11 protein-coding genes and 1 pseudogene are annotated in these 13,116 nt (G+C 65.9%); 5 read left to right on the forward strand and 7 right to left on the reverse strand.

Going from position 1 to position 13,116, the window contains the following annotated elements:
* Positions 1-148 precede the first annotated feature (148 nt).
* Positions 149-2,194: a S9 family peptidase gene (locus EWE75_RS04275; protein WP_130155448.1), complete on the forward strand. Its 2,046-nt coding sequence runs from the start codon at positions 149-151 to the stop codon at positions 2,192-2,194.
* A gap of 3 nt (positions 2,195-2,197) precedes the next feature.
* Here EWE75_RS04275 and EWE75_RS04280 read toward each other — a convergent pair whose 3' ends face one another.
* On the reverse strand, positions 2,198-2,599 hold the full coding sequence (locus EWE75_RS04280) for an MAPEG family protein (protein WP_130155449.1): 402 nt from the start codon (positions 2,597-2,599) through the stop codon (positions 2,198-2,200).
* A gap of 126 nt (positions 2,600-2,725) precedes the next feature.
* Here EWE75_RS04280 and EWE75_RS04285 point away from each other — a divergent pair, with 126 nt between their 5' ends.
* Positions 2,726-3,271 (forward strand): hypothetical protein, encoded by a 546-nt coding sequence (locus EWE75_RS04285; RefSeq protein ID WP_130155450.1) that lies wholly within the window; start codon positions 2,726-2,728, stop codon positions 3,269-3,271.
* A gap of 18 nt (positions 3,272-3,289) precedes the next feature.
* Here the strand turns inward: EWE75_RS04285 and EWE75_RS04290 are convergent, their stop codons facing one another.
* Positions 3,290-4,084, reverse strand: coding sequence for a TrmH family RNA methyltransferase (locus tag EWE75_RS04290; protein ID WP_130155451.1), 795 nt, complete (start codon positions 4,082-4,084; stop codon positions 3,290-3,292).
* A gap of 99 nt (positions 4,085-4,183) precedes the next feature.
* On the opposite strand from EWE75_RS04290, the gene EWE75_RS04295 reads away from it, so the two are divergent.
* On the forward strand, positions 4,184-5,152 hold the full coding sequence (locus tag EWE75_RS04295; protein ID WP_130155452.1) for a magnesium and cobalt transport protein CorA: 969 nt from the start codon (positions 4,184-4,186) through the stop codon (positions 5,150-5,152).
* A 4-nt stretch (positions 5,153-5,156) separates the two neighbouring features.
* Here EWE75_RS04295 and EWE75_RS04300 read toward each other — a convergent pair whose 3' ends face one another.
* The 3 genes from EWE75_RS04300 to gltX are packed head-to-tail and all read right to left on the reverse strand — an operon-like array spanning position 5,157 to position 8,103.
* Positions 5,157-5,378, reverse strand: a complete 222-nt coding sequence (locus tag EWE75_RS04300) for a hypothetical protein (RefSeq protein WP_130155453.1) — start codon at positions 5,376-5,378, stop codon at positions 5,157-5,159.
* Positions 5,356-6,639, reverse strand: coding sequence for a citrate synthase (locus EWE75_RS04305; protein ID WP_130155454.1), 1,284 nt, complete (start codon positions 6,637-6,639; stop codon positions 5,356-5,358). The genes EWE75_RS04300 and EWE75_RS04305 overlap by 23 nt, the downstream gene beginning before the upstream one ends.
* Positions 6,640-6,663: 24 nt before the next feature.
* Positions 6,664-8,103, reverse strand: a complete 1,440-nt coding sequence (gene gltX / locus EWE75_RS04310; RefSeq protein WP_130155455.1) for a glutamate--tRNA ligase — start codon at positions 8,101-8,103, stop codon at positions 6,664-6,666.
* Between the two features lie 28 nt (positions 8,104-8,131).
* On the opposite strand from gltX, the pseudogene EWE75_RS04315 reads away from it, so the two are divergent.
* A pseudogene (locus EWE75_RS04315) lies at positions 8,132-10,249 on the forward strand (ComEC/Rec2 family competence protein); the annotation flags it as partial.
* A 4-nt stretch (positions 10,250-10,253) separates the two neighbouring features.
* Here EWE75_RS04315 and lexA read toward each other — a convergent pair.
* A complete protein-coding gene (gene lexA / locus EWE75_RS04320) occupies positions 10,254-10,931 on the reverse strand; it encodes a transcriptional repressor LexA (RefSeq protein WP_130155456.1) in 678 nt (225 codons plus the stop codon).
* Between the two features lie 68 nt (positions 10,932-10,999).
* A complete protein-coding gene (locus EWE75_RS04325; protein WP_130155457.1) occupies positions 11,000-12,184 on the reverse strand; it encodes a molybdopterin molybdotransferase MoeA in 1,185 nt (394 codons plus the stop codon).
* A gap of 585 nt (positions 12,185-12,769) precedes the next feature.
* On the opposite strand from EWE75_RS04325, the gene EWE75_RS26220 reads away from it, so the two are divergent.
* Positions 12,770-13,116: helix-turn-helix domain-containing protein (locus EWE75_RS26220; RefSeq protein WP_206364674.1), on the forward strand; the 347-nt coding region annotated here is incomplete at its 3' end.

A 13,116-nucleotide genomic window follows, 5' to 3' on the forward strand; every position in this document is an offset into this window, starting at 1 on the left:
ACAGGTGATCGCGCGGGTGCTGTCCTTCGATACACCGCGCTACGCCCTGCGGGCTACTCGGCGGTTACTCAGGACGAACGGAATTCTTTGAATCCATCCCGCTCCAACCCCGGTTGCGGAGCGCCCGGCGCTCTGCTTTATCTCGCGCATGAAGACGCTCCTCGCTGCGAGCACCGCGCTGCTCGCCGTAACCGCGACTCCGGTCGCTGCCCGCCAACTCACCATCGATGACGTGATCGCGCTGTCGCGCGTTTCCGCGCCCGCCGTCTCCGGCGACGGGCACTGGCTGGTGTGGCAGCAGCGCGAGACCGATGTCGACGCCGATACCGGCCATTTCGATCTGTGGCGGCTCGACCTGAGCGTGCGCGGTGCCAAGCCTGAAAAGCTCGTCGCCGAAGCCGATGTGAATGAAACCGCGCCGCAAGTGTCGCGTGACGGCAAGACCGTCTATTTCCAGTCGGACAAGGGCGGTGGCGATGCCGTCTGGTCGGTGCCGGTGGCGGGCGGAACACCTGTGCGACTGACCGATTTCAAGGGCGGGATGGGCGGGTTCCTCGTCGCGCCGACCGGCGACAAGCTGCTGATCTACGCCGATCGCCGCATCGGTGCGCCGAGCCTCGAACTGCCGATGGTCAAGAAGGATTCGCGCGCCGGCAACGGCCGCACCTTCGACCAATTGTTCGTGCGCCATTGGGCGAGCTGGTATGAGGGGATGCGCTCGCAACTCTTCGTGCTGCCGCTGACGGCAACGGGGGCGAAGGGCAACGGCGTCGCGATCGAACACGGGCTGGTCGGCGATGCGCCGTCCAAGCCGTTCGGCGACGGCAGCGAGATCGCGTGGGGCGCGGACGGCAAGACCGTCTATTTCGCGCTGCGCAAGGGCGACGCCAAGGAACCGCTCTCGACCAACCTCGACATTTATGCCGCGCCGGCGGACGGCTCGGCCGCGCCGGTCAATCTGACCGAAGCCAATCGCGCGACCGATACGATCCCGAGCGTATCGCCCGACGGCAAATGGCTTGCCTATGCGGCGATGAAGCGCGCCGGCTACGAAGCCGACCGGCAGGTGCTGATGCTGCGCGATCTCGCCACGGGGCAGGTGCGTGCGCTGACCGAGGGCTGGGATCGCTCGATCGAGTCGATCGCCTGGGCGCCCGATGGCAAAAAGCTGATCGTCACCGCCGAGGATACGCAGGAAAACCCGATCTGGTCGGTCGATGCCGTCACCGGCAAGGTCACGCGGCTGACCGTGCAGGGCAATGTCTCCGCCGTGGTGCCAACCGCCAAGGGCCTCGTCTATGCGATGAACAGCCTGACCGCGCCCGACGATTTCTGGATGCTGACCGGCAAGACGCCGGTGCGGCTCACCAGCGTCAACGCCGACAAGCTCGCCGGCATCGACATGCCGAGCGTCACGCGCTTCAGCTTCACCGGCGCGAACAACGATACAGTCTGGGGCTATGCGGTGAAGCCGGCTGGCGCGACCGGCAAGGTGCCGCTCGCCTATATGGTGCATGGCGGCCCGCAAGGGTCGAGCAACAATAGCTGGTCGTACCGCTGGAACCCGGCGCTGTTCGCGGGCGCTGGCTACGGCCTCGTCGCGGTCGATTTCCACGGCTCGACCGGCTACGGGCAGGGCTTCACCGATGCGATCCGAAACAACTGGGGTGGCTGGCCGCTCGAAGACCTAAAGGCCGGGCTGAAAGCCGCGACCGACAAGTTCGCTTGGCTCGACGGCGACAATGCCTGCGCGCTCGGAGCGTCTTATGGCGGCTATATGATGAACTGGATCGAGGGCAATTGGCCCGATCGCTTCAAGTGCATCGTCCAGCACGACGGCGTCTTCGATGCGCGCGCGATGGCCTATGAGACCGAGGAGCTGTGGTTCGACGAATGGGAGCACGGCGGGCACCCCTATTACGAAGACCCGCAGGCGTTCGAAAAGTGGAACCCGGTCAACCACGTCACCGCCTGGAAGACGCCGCAGCTCGTCATCACCTCGGAAGGCGATTACCGCATTCCCTACACGCAGGGCATCGCCGCCTTCACCGCGCTTCAGCGCCGCGATGTGCCGTCACGGCTGGTCGTGTTCCCCGGCGGCAGCCATTGGGTGCAGAAGCCCAAGGAAAGCCGCCAATGGTATCATGAGGTGCTCGGCTGGCTTGGCAAATGGACCGGCAAGGCGGCGCAATAAGGTTCAGAGCGTCGCCGCCAGTACCGGCCACAGCATCATCACGATTCCCGCCACGCTGACGAGGAAGACGAGCGAGCGGATGTAGGGAATCCCCGCCGCATACAGCGGCACGTAGATGATCCGCGCGACCAGCCACACCACCGCGCCGATCGCGGTCCAGCGCGTGTGGATGTCGGCGATACCGAGCAGCGCCACCGCCGCGACGACGATCGGAAACGTCTCGAAGAAATTCGCCTGCGCCCGCGCGAGCCGCCCGCCCAGCGGGGTGGGCGGCGGCATCTCTGCGTCGCGCGGACCTGCGTTCCAAGCGGTGCCAAGCTGCGCCGTCCGCACCTGCGCCGCGCCAAAGATGTGGACGAAGCCGAGGACGCAACCCCAGGCGAGAACCGCATATTCGACGTGCATTGGCTGTCTCCTTAGATCGCGGTGAGAGTGCCACAACGTGCGGCAAAGCGCGACGTTGCTTTCATCCGCGGTTCAGCTTCGCCGAATAGATTCACCGCCGTTCTTCAAACGCTGAGGAGGCATGTCATGAACCTGTTCGCAAAGATCGCCTTGGCCGGGATCGGCACCGCCGCGCTCGCCGGCAGCGCCCTCGCCGCCGACCGCGCGATGCACCTGTTGGACGTCAACCTGCCCGACGGCTCCGTGGCTCACGTTCGCTATTTTGGCGACGTCGCGCCCAAGGTCGTCCTCGTCCCCGTCGCGCAGGCCGCGCCTGTGGCGATGCTCGATCCGGTCGCGGAAATGTTCGCCGACATGGATCGCCAGCAAGAGGCGATGCTCCAGCACGTCGCAGCGATGCCGCAGGATGGCAAGATCGACGAAGCCGCGCTCAAGACGATGCCCGCCGGCGGGACGGTCAGCTATTCGTTCACGTCGTACAGCAGCGGTGACGGCAAGGGCGGCGGTTGCACGCAAAGCTACCAGATGACGTCCTACGGCGCGAACGCGCAGCCCAAGGTCGTGTCGCAAAGCTCGGGCGATTGCACCAATGCGCCGAAGTTCGGCACCGCGCCGACGCCGGTGAAGGCGCCGGCCCCCGAACCGAAAACGGTGCCGCACGACGCGGTGTGAGATGAGTCGCGCGCGTCGTCAGGCGCGCGCGAGTACCTCATACGCCATCACCGCCGTCGCTACGGCGGCATTGAGGCTGTCTGCCTTGCCGAGCATCGGGATCTTCACGAGCACGTCGCAAGCCTGCGCATAGTCGGCGGGCATGCCCTGCGCCTCGTTGCCGGTGAGCAGGAACGTCGGTGCGGCGTAGCGCGCTTCCCGGTAATGCTGATCGGTGTCGAGGCTGAGACCGACGAGTTGCCCCGGTCCGCCACGCAACCACGCGAGGAAATCGTCCCACCCGCTCTGCACGATCGGCACGGTGAACAAAGCGCCCATGCTCGCGCGGACGGCTTCGACCGAGAACGGATCGACGCACTCGCCGATCAGGATCAGCCCTCCGGCACCGACCGCGTCGCCGGTGCGCAGGATCGTGCCGAGATTGCCCGGATCGCGCAGCCGCTCGGCCACCAGCCAGATTTTGGCGGTCGAGCGGTCGAGCGCGGCGAGATCGACTGCGAACTCCTCGAACACGCCGACTACCGCCTGCGGATTGTCCTTGCCGGACAGCTTCGAGAGGATGTCCGGCACCGTTTCGATCGCTTCGCCGCCAGCCGCCTCGACATCGGCGACGAGCGCGCGCACCAACGGATGGGCCGCACTGTCGCGTGCGAAGAACAGATAGACCGGCAGACGGCCGCTTTCACGCGCTTCGGTCAGGATACGAAGCCCTTCGGCGAGGAACAGCCCTTCTTCGCGGCGGTGGCGCTTTTCGCGCAGCGACCGCACGCGTTTGATGAGCGGGTTCGAATAAGCGGTGATCTCGCGCGGCATTCGCCGCCTATGCCGCAACAAAAGCCGCGCGTCGATGATTGAGCGACGCGCGCCTATTCTGCTACCGCGAACGAAACCCGTGTTGCCAAAGGCCCGTTGATGAGTGTGATTGCCGCCTATCTGTATCGTGACGGCAAAAAGGTGCGGGAGATCGAGATCGACGAGAAGGTCGATTGCGCGCACAACAAGTCCGAGTTCGTCTGGATCGGCATCGCCGAGCCCGACGAGGCCGAATTGCGTACCCTGCAAAAGACCTATGATCTCCATCCGCTTGCGATTGAGGATGCGCTCAAGGCCGATCAGCTTCCCAAGGTCGATGTCTATGGCGATCAGCTTTTTGTCGTCGCGCGCACGGCGCATCTGGACGGCGACAAGATCATTTATGGTGAGACGTCGATCTTCGTCGGGCACAGCCACATCATCAGCGTGCGCCACGGCTCACCGCGCAAACATCTTTCGCTGCGAGACAACCTCGAAAAGGCACCGACCCTGCTCGCGCAGGGCGTCGATTACGTCCTGCACGCGATCCTAGACTTTATCGCCGACGGCTATCTGCCGATCGTCGAGACGATCGAAGAGGATGTGATCGCGATGGAACGCCGCGCGATCGACTCGTTTCTCAACCGCGATGAAGTCGCGCGGATCTTCGCGCTGCGACGCGAACTGATGCGTTTCCAGCGCGTGCTGGTGCCGATGGGCGAAGTCGCGGGCAAGTTCGTGCGGCTCGATCTGCCGTGTATCGATGTCGACGCGCGGCCATATTTCAGCGACGTGCTCGACCATGTCCGCCGCGTGCAGTCGATGGTCGATGGGCTACGCGAGGTGCTGACCTCGGTGTTCGAATTCAGCAACCTGCTCGAAGGCCAGCGCACCGGCGCGATCACGCGCCAGCTTGCCGCCTGGGCCGCGATCCTCGCCGTACCGACCGCGATCGCGGGCATCTACGGCATGAATTTCGAGCATATGCCCGAACTCAAATGGATTTGGGGCTACCCGCTGACGCTGGCGGTGATCGTCGGGGTGTGCGGGGTACTGTACTGGCGGTTCCGGCGGTTGGGCTGGCTGTAAGCGGTCACCGCCGTGGGCGGCGGTTCCGCAGGATCAGCAAGCCGCCGGCCACGACCAACACCGCGCCATACAGCACCCAGCGCCGCTCATCGATCATGAAGCTCGATGCCGGCCAGCGGATCAGGCCAATACCTTGACCGATCCACAGCAACCCCATCGCCAGCGCGAGCGCGCCGGCGATGAGGAGGACGATGCGAAGCGCGTTAGCGCGCGGTGACGGCGACATAGTCACGCTGCGTCGCGCCGGTGTAGAGCTGGCGCGGACGGCCGATCTTCTGCGCCGGGTCCGAGATCATCTCGTTCCACTGCGCGACCCAGCCCACGGTGCGGGCGAGTGCGAACAGCGCGGTGAACATCGTCGTCGGGAAGCCGATCGCCGAGAGGATAATCCCCGAATAGAAATCGACGTTCGGGAACAGCTTCTTCTCTATGAAATACGGGTCGCTGAGCGCGATTTCCTCGAGCCGCAGCGCAGTCTCGAATACCGGATCAGTCACGTTCAGCGATGCGAACACTTCGCGCACCGTCTTCTGCATCACCGTCGCGCGCGGATCGTAGTTCTTGTACACGCGGTGGCCGAAGCCCATCAGGCGGAACGGATCGTTTTTGTCCTTGGCGCGCTCGATATAGTGCGGGATTTTATCGGGCGTGCCGATCTCGCGCAGCATGTTGAGCGCCGCCTCGTTGGCGCCGCCATGCGCCGGGCCCCACAGGCAGGCGATGCCCGCCGCGATGCACGCGAACGGATTGGCGCCCGACGAGCCGGCGAGCCGGACGGTCGAGGTCGAAGCATTCTGCTCGTGATCGGCATGGAGGATGAAGATGCGGTCCATCGCCTTTTCGACGATCGGGTTGACCTCATATTCCTCGGCCGGAACGCCGAAGGTCATGCGCAGGAAGTTGCCGGTGTAGCTCAGGTCGTTCTTGGGGTGCATGAACGGCTGGCCGATCGAATATTTATACGCCATCGCCGCGATCGTCGGCATCTTGGCGATCAGCCGGTGGCTGGCGATCATGCGCTGCATCGGGTCCGACACATCGGCCGAATCCTGGTAGAAGGCCGACAGCGCGCCGACGACGCCACACATAACCGCCATCGGGTGCGCGTCGCGGCGGAAGCCGCGATAGAAGGTCGCGAGCTGCTCATGCAACATGGTGTGGCGGCTGATCGTATATTCGAACGTGTTGAGTTCGTCGCTCGAAGGCAGTTCACCGTTGAGCAGGAGATAGCATGTCTCCATGAAGCTCGACTGCTCGGCGAGCTGGCCGATCGGATAGCCGCGGTGCAGCAACACACCCTCGTCACCGTCGATGTAGGTGATCGCCGAGTCGCAGCTCGCAGTCGAGGTGAAGCCCGGATCGTAGGTGAACATGCCCGTCTGCGCGTACAGCTTGCGAATGTCGATTACGTCCGGGCCGACCGTGCCCGAAATCACCGCGTTCTCAACGTCCTTGCCGGCTACACTCAGTTTCGCGGTGTCGGTCATCGATGTCTCTTCCTCTATCTCTATTCAGTTCTTTATCTGATCCGCGATTCGGCCGAGGCTTTCCTCGCGCCCAAGCAGCACAAGCACGTCGAAGATACCGGGAGAGGTCTTGCGTCCGGTCAAGGCGGCGCGCAGCGGCTGCGCGACCTGGCCGAGTTTGACCCCCGCATCCTCGGCAACCTGCCGAACCGCAGACTCGAGAGCTTCCGTATCCCAGTCGTCGAGCGCGTCAAGCGCTGTGTGCAGTGCAGCGAGCAACGGTTGCGCGTTTCCGGCAAGTAACGGCTCAGCCTCTGCCGCAATAGCGAGCGGCCGCTGGCGGAACAGGAACTGCGCGCCATCCGCCAGCTCGATGAGGCTCGCCGCCCGTGGCTTGAGCGAGGGCATCGCCCGTTCGAGCAGCGTGCGTTGATCCTCGCTCAGAGCCGGATCGAACCGCGCGGCGACCAGCGTGGCCAGCCGTGCGTCGTCCGCCTCACGGATATAGTGCCCGTTAAGGTTCTGAAGCTTCTTGAGGTCGAAGCGCGACGGCGACTTGCCGATGCCGTCGAGGTCGAACCACGCGACCGCCTGCTCGCGGCTGATGATCTCGTCATCGCCGTGACCCCAGCCGAGCCGGAGCAGGTAATTGTCCACCGCCTCGGGCAACATGCCGAGTTCGTCGCGGTAATATTCGACGCCAACTGCGCCGTGCCGCTTGGAAAGCTTGCCGCCGTCTGGCCCGTGGATCATCGGAACGTGCGCATAGACCGGCTCGGGCCAGTTCATCGCCTTGATGATCGGCAATTGCCGGAAGGCATTGTTGAGATGGTCGTCGCCGCGGATGACGTGCGTCACGCCCATATCGTGATCGTCCACCACCACCGCGAGCATATAGGTCGGCGTGCCGTCCGAGCGCAGCAGGATGAGATCGTCGAGCTCCGAGTTCTGGACGGTGATGCTGCCCTGGACGCGGTCCACGATCGTCGTTGCGCCTTCGGTCGGCGCCTTGAGGCGGACGACGTAAGGCTTGTCGCCCGCTTCCGGCGTACGATCGCGCCACGGGCTGCGGACGCGCAGGGGGCGTTTGGCGGCCTCTGCCTCGGCGCGCATCGCGGCGAGTTCCTCGTGTGTCAGGTAGCAGCGGTAGGCGTGGCCGCTTTCGACCATCTGGTGCGCGACCTCGGCGTGGCGCGCGGCGCGTTCGAACTGGAACACGGCATCGCCGTCCCAATCCAGCCCGAGCCACTGCATCGAGGTGAGGATCGCGTCGATCGCCGGCTGGGTGGAGCGCGCGCGGTCGGTGTCCTCGATCCGAAGCAGGAACGTGCCGCCCTTGGCCTTCGCGTACAGCCAGTTGAAAAGGGCGGTGCGCGCGCCGCCGATGTGCAGATAGCCGGTCGGCGAGGGTGCGAACCGGGTGACGATGTTTGCGGTTTCGGGCGTACCGGATACGGTCGCCGCGCTTTCAGATGTTGCGCCCAACCGCGCTTGCTCCCAGACATGAATATCAATGGCCAGTTCAGCCGCCGATGCCCCTAGCACGCGACCTTCGCCGCTTCAAATCGGCTGGCTGCAGGCGTGGGTTGCGGCGTTGGAGCGCTGGCTGGAGGCCGAACGCGATCAATTGGTGCTGTGGCTGCCGGTGATGCTGGGCGCCGGCATCACCTTGTGGTTGGTGCTCCCCGACCCGCTCGCATGGAGTGTCTCCGCATTAGGCGCAGGAGGCGTGTCGCTTGCCGCCTTTGCGATCGGGCGCGGCGATCGGGCAGGGCGAGCGGGTGCGGTGGCGGCGCTGCTGATCGCGGTCGGCATCGTGCTGGTCTGGTGGCGCGCCGAGTCGGTGGGCGTTGCGCCGCTTGCCGGCCCGGTGTTGGCGCGGTTCGAGGCGAAGGTGGAGCGGATCGATCCGATCGCCGCGCGCGACCTCGTGCGGTTGCGGCTGGCGCCATCGCATGTGGTTTCAGACGGGAAACGCGCCGTGCCGGTGTTGTCGCCGCATCTGCGCGTCAACCTTGCGGTTGCGGATGTGCCGCCGGGGCTGGGCGTCGGCGCGACGATCCGGCTGCGCGCGCGGTTGCTCCCACCGCCGGCGCCGGCGGTGCCGGGCGCCTATGACTTCGCGCGCGTCGCGTGGTTCGACGGGATCGGCGCGACCGGGCGCGGCATTGCGCCGGTCGAGGTGCTGACGGCGGGCGCGGCGGCGGGCGAGGGCTTGCGGCAGCATTTATCGCGCCACATTCAGGCGAGCGCTCCCGGCGGCGTAGGCGCGATCGCCGCCGCGCTGGCGACTGGCGATCAGGGCGCGATCCCGGAGGGCGATGCCGAGGCGATGCGGCGGTCCGGTCTCGCGCACCTTTTGTCGGTGAGCGGGCTGCACATCACCGCTGTGGTCGGCGCGGTGATGCTGATCGTGGCGCGGTTGCTCGCGCTCGTGCCGTGGATCGCGCTGCGCTGCCGCGTACCGCTGATCGCGGCGGGGGCGGGGGCGCTGGCGGCGATCGGCTATACGTTGCTGACCGGAGCCGAGGTGCCGACCGTGCGATCCTGTGTCGCGGCGCTGCTCGTGCTGGTCGCGTTGGCGATGGGGCGTGAGGCGATCACGTTGCGATTGGTCGCGGCGGGTGCGTTCGTGGTGCTGCTGCTCTATCCTGAGTCGCTGGCAGGGCCGAGCTTTCAGCTTTCGTTCGCGGCGGTCGCGGCGATCGTGTCGCTGCACGAACATCCCGTGATAAAGCGCTGGTTCGGCCCGCATGAGGAAGGGCGCGGACGGGCGATGCTGCGCGGGCTGGGCTCGTTGCTGCTGACCGGCGTGGTCGTCGAACTGGCGCTGATCCCGATCTCGGTGTTCCACTTCCACCGCGCCGGCGTGTACGGATCGGTCGCCAATATCGTTGCGATCCCGCTGACGACGTTCGTGACGATGCCGTTCGAGGCGCTGGCGTTGTTGTTCGATTGCGTGGGCGCCGGCGTGCCGTTCTGGTGGGTGACGGCGCGGTCACTCGATTTGCTGCTGTGGATCGCGCATTCGGTGGCGGCTTTGCCGGGGGCGGTCGCTTCGATCCCGGCGATGCCGCTGGGCGCCTATGCGTTGATGGTCGCGGGCGGGCTGTGGATCGCCTTGTGGCGGACGCGGTGGCGGCGGGTGGGCGCGGTGCCGCTGGTGATCGGCGCGGCGTGGGCGATGCTGACGCCGGCGCCGGATTTGCTCGTTACCGGCGACGGGCGGCATGCGGCGATCCGAACGGCGGGCGGCAATCTCGCGGTGCTGCGCGACCGGACTGGCGATTATACCGCATCGACCTTTGCCGAGAATGGCGGGGTCGATGCGGTGCCGCTGCTGCTGTCCGAGCAGCCCGATGCGCGGTGCGGTCGTGATCTGTGCCTGGTTCGGCGCGGGCGGTGGAGAATCCTTGCTACGCGGAGTTCTTACTTCGTGCCGGTCGAGCAGCTCGTTCCGCTCTGCGCAGGCGTCGATATCGTCATCTCGGAGCGGCGGTTGCCGCGCGCTTGCGTGCCGCGCTGGTTGAAGCTCGATGCGGCGACGTTGGCGAAGACGGGCGGGGTGGCGATCACCTTCTCGACCCGGAACATCGCTATCGTGAGCCACAGCGAGGACCGTCATCCGTGGCGGGTCAGTCGTAGCGGCGGAGCAGGCCGGCGAGCTTTCCCTGGATACGGACCTGCGCGGGGGCGTAGCGCTGGGGATCGTAGGCGCGGTTGGCGGGATCGAGACGGACCATCGCGCCCTCGCGGCGGAAGTATTTGAGCGTCGCCTCGGCCTCTTCGATCAGGGCGACGACGATCTCGCCGTCGCGGGCGGTTTCGGTGCGGCGGATGAGCGCGTAGTCGCCGTCGAGGATGCCGGCATCGACCATCGAATCGCCTGCGACTTCAAGGGCATAATGCTCGCCACCGCCCAACAAAGCGGCGGGGACGGCGAGCATCGACTGGCCCTCGAACGCCTCGATCGGGACGCCGGCGGCGATGCGGCCGTGGAGCGGGATCTCGATCACGTCGTTGGCGGGCTGGGGCAAGGTGCGGATGGTCGCGGGTGGCGAAGGTGGTGCGACATTCGCCTTCTTCGCGTTCGCGACACGCTCGGGCATGCGCAGCACTTCCAAAGCACGCGCGCGGTTGGGCAGGCGGCGGATGAACTGGCGTTCCTCGAGCGCGCTGATCAAACGATGCACGCCCGACTTCGACTTGAGATCGAGCGCGTCCTTCATCTCCTCGAACGAGGGCGACACGCCGGTTTCCTCCAGGCGATCGTTAATGAAGCAGATCAGCTCGTGCTGCTTGCGAGTGAGCATCGCGTTCCTCCGTCCGAACAGATGCGGAACCAATATGGAACGGTAGGATGCAAGTCAAGCAGCGTCCATCAGCCGAGCGGCAGGATTTCCACCGAGTCGCCGGCACTCGCGACGGGCGCGTTCGGCGCACGGATCACCAGGCAATCGGCGCGGGCGAGCGTGCGCAGCATCGAACTGTCCTGGATCGCCGCGACATACACGCGGCCACCCCGCGTCTCGGCGCGCAGATAATCGGCGCGGTGATCGTTGGCGGGCAGGTCTTCGCCGAGGATCGCGCTCGCGCGGCGCGGCTGCGCATCGGCGGCACCGCCCATGAAGGCGATCAGCGGGCGCAGGAACAGCGTCGCGGTGACAAAGGCGGAGACGGGGTTGCCGGGCAGGCCGAGCACCACCGCGCCGTTCAGCCGCCCCGCCAGCATCGGCTTGCCGGGGCGAAGCGCGATCCGCCAGAAATCGAGGACGCCGCCCGCCGCCTCCAGCGCGGGCCGCACCAGATCATGATCGCCGACCGAGGCGCCGCCGGTGGTGACGAGGATATCGGCGTCGACGGCGGCGAACGCGGCGGTGATCGTGTCGAGCCGATCGGGCAGGATGCCGAGATCGACGATCTCGACCGGCAGATCGGCGAGCATCGCGGCGAGCATCGCGCCGTTCGATTCGGGGAGAGCGCCGGGCGGCAGCGGCGCGCCGGGCGCGACCAGCTCGTCGCCGGTCGCGACGGTGGCGACGCGAAGCGCGCAGCGGACGGGCAGGGTGCCGTGCCCGCCGGTCGCCGCCACCGCGATCCGCGCAGGGGTGATCCGCGCGCCGGCGGGGACGAGCACATCGCCTGCGTGGAAATCGAGCCCGGCGCGGCGCACATTGCGGCCGGCATGGGCCGGGCCTTCGCCGGTGACGCTCAGGATTGCGCCGTCGCGCGCGGCCTCCTCCTGCACCAGCACGGTGTCGGCGCCGGCGGGCATCGTCGCGCCGGTGAAGATGCGAACCGCCTCATGCGCGCCGACCGTGCCGGCGAAGGGCGCGCCGGCGGCGCTCTCGCCGATGACGGTGAAGGGGCCGGGCAGATCGGCGAAGCGCAGCGCATAGCCATCCATCGCCGAGAGATCGGCATAGGGCTGGGTGCGCAGCGCCGCGACGTCCTCGGCGGCCCAGCGGCCGGCGGCGGCGCGGATCGGGACGGTCTCGGGCGCGACGGGGTGCGCGAGCGCGAGGAGGCGGGCGAGGGCGGTGTCTACGGAGACTAGGGGTGGCATGGGCGTACTTTTCCGGGAAGATTGGGGTTGGCCGGGCATCCCGGAAACGCGGTATATGCGGGTAATTAGAGAGAGGCTACCGGGTGCGTGTCTTGCTGCGTCCGGGTAGCAGTCAGCGGGCTCAACGCGACAATCGTCGGTAAAAGAGCATTGCTTACATACGAGTTTCGTTGAGGGTGTTTGCGAAGTGCCTGCCGGAAAGGTCAGTTTCAGGCGAAAAGGGCGATCAAATGCTACGCGGGGATCTGCCCTTTTTGGGTCGTGCCGCACGATACTAAATCAGAGCTTCGAATAGTATAAGCATCTTGCCTTGTTCTGACTGAGACACCACTTTAACCGTCAATATGGGGGTGGTATTTATGGACGTTAATTTGCACGAATTGCACGGCAATTGGGATAGAGGCTTCGCTCTTCACAAGCACGTTTTGAACAGCGTCCCGATTGGTAATAACCAATTTGGACATATGCAGTTCGATACCACCCGCTCAGAGCCGGGTGAGGCCCTGTATCAGCTCAAATATAATACCAAGTCTCGATGATCGTGACTCGCAAGGGCTTGCCAGCGGCGGTAAGCTTTGATTCAAGATGGCAAACGGACTGGAGTTTGCCATGCCTATCGCACTTCGCACCGACTTCGACGCTTCTGCGGTAAGGGCTGCGGCGCGCAGATCGAAGGATGGCGGGCAAGCTCGGCGTCTGTTGGCGCTGGCAGCGATCTATGAGGGCTCGAGCCGGACCGAGGCTGCGCGGATCGGCGGTGTCACGTTGCAGATCGTGCGGGACTGGGTGGTGAAGTTCAACGCGGCCGGACCCGAGGGATTGATCGACCGGAAGGCGCCGGGCAAGCCGGCACTCCTGAACGCGACGCATCGCGCAGCTTTGGTGGAGGCGATCGAGCGGGGTCCAATCCCCGCCGCGCACGGCGTGGTGCG

Source organism: Sphingomonas populi, from assembly GCF_004208535.1.
Taxonomy (GTDB): domain Bacteria; phylum Pseudomonadota; class Alphaproteobacteria; order Sphingomonadales; family Sphingomonadaceae; genus Sphingomonas; species Sphingomonas populi.

What these genes read in the sequence shown, in the direction of transcription:
- EWE75_RS04295 (WP_130155452.1), top strand. Translation starts at nt 4,184, where the DNA reads ATGAGTGTGATTGCCGCCTATCTGTATCGTGACGGCAAAAAGGTGCGG.
- EWE75_RS04325 (WP_130155457.1), bottom strand. Translation starts at nt 12,184, where the DNA reads ATGCCACCCCTAGTCTCCGTAGACACCGCCCTCGCCCGCCTCCTCGCG.
- EWE75_RS04275 (WP_130155448.1), top strand. Translation starts at nt 149, where the DNA reads ATGAAGACGCTCCTCGCTGCGAGCACCGCGCTGCTCGCCGTAACCGCG.
- EWE75_RS04290 (WP_130155451.1), bottom strand. Translation starts at nt 4,084, where the DNA reads ATGCCGCGCGAGATCACCGCTTATTCGAACCCGCTCATCAAACGCGTG.
- EWE75_RS04280 (WP_130155449.1), bottom strand. Translation starts at nt 2,599, where the DNA reads ATGCACGTCGAATATGCGGTTCTCGCCTGGGGTTGCGTCCTCGGCTTC.
- EWE75_RS04305 (WP_130155454.1), bottom strand. Translation starts at nt 6,639, where the DNA reads ATGACCGACACCGCGAAACTGAGTGTAGCCGGCAAGGACGTTGAGAAC.
- EWE75_RS04285 (WP_130155450.1), top strand. Translation starts at nt 2,726, where the DNA reads ATGAACCTGTTCGCAAAGATCGCCTTGGCCGGGATCGGCACCGCCGCG.
- lexA (WP_130155456.1), bottom strand. Translation starts at nt 10,931, where the DNA reads ATGCTCACTCGCAAGCAGCACGAGCTGATCTGCTTCATTAACGATCGC.
- EWE75_RS04300 (WP_130155453.1), bottom strand. Translation starts at nt 5,378, where the DNA reads ATGTCGCCGTCACCGCGCGCTAACGCGCTTCGCATCGTCCTCCTCATC.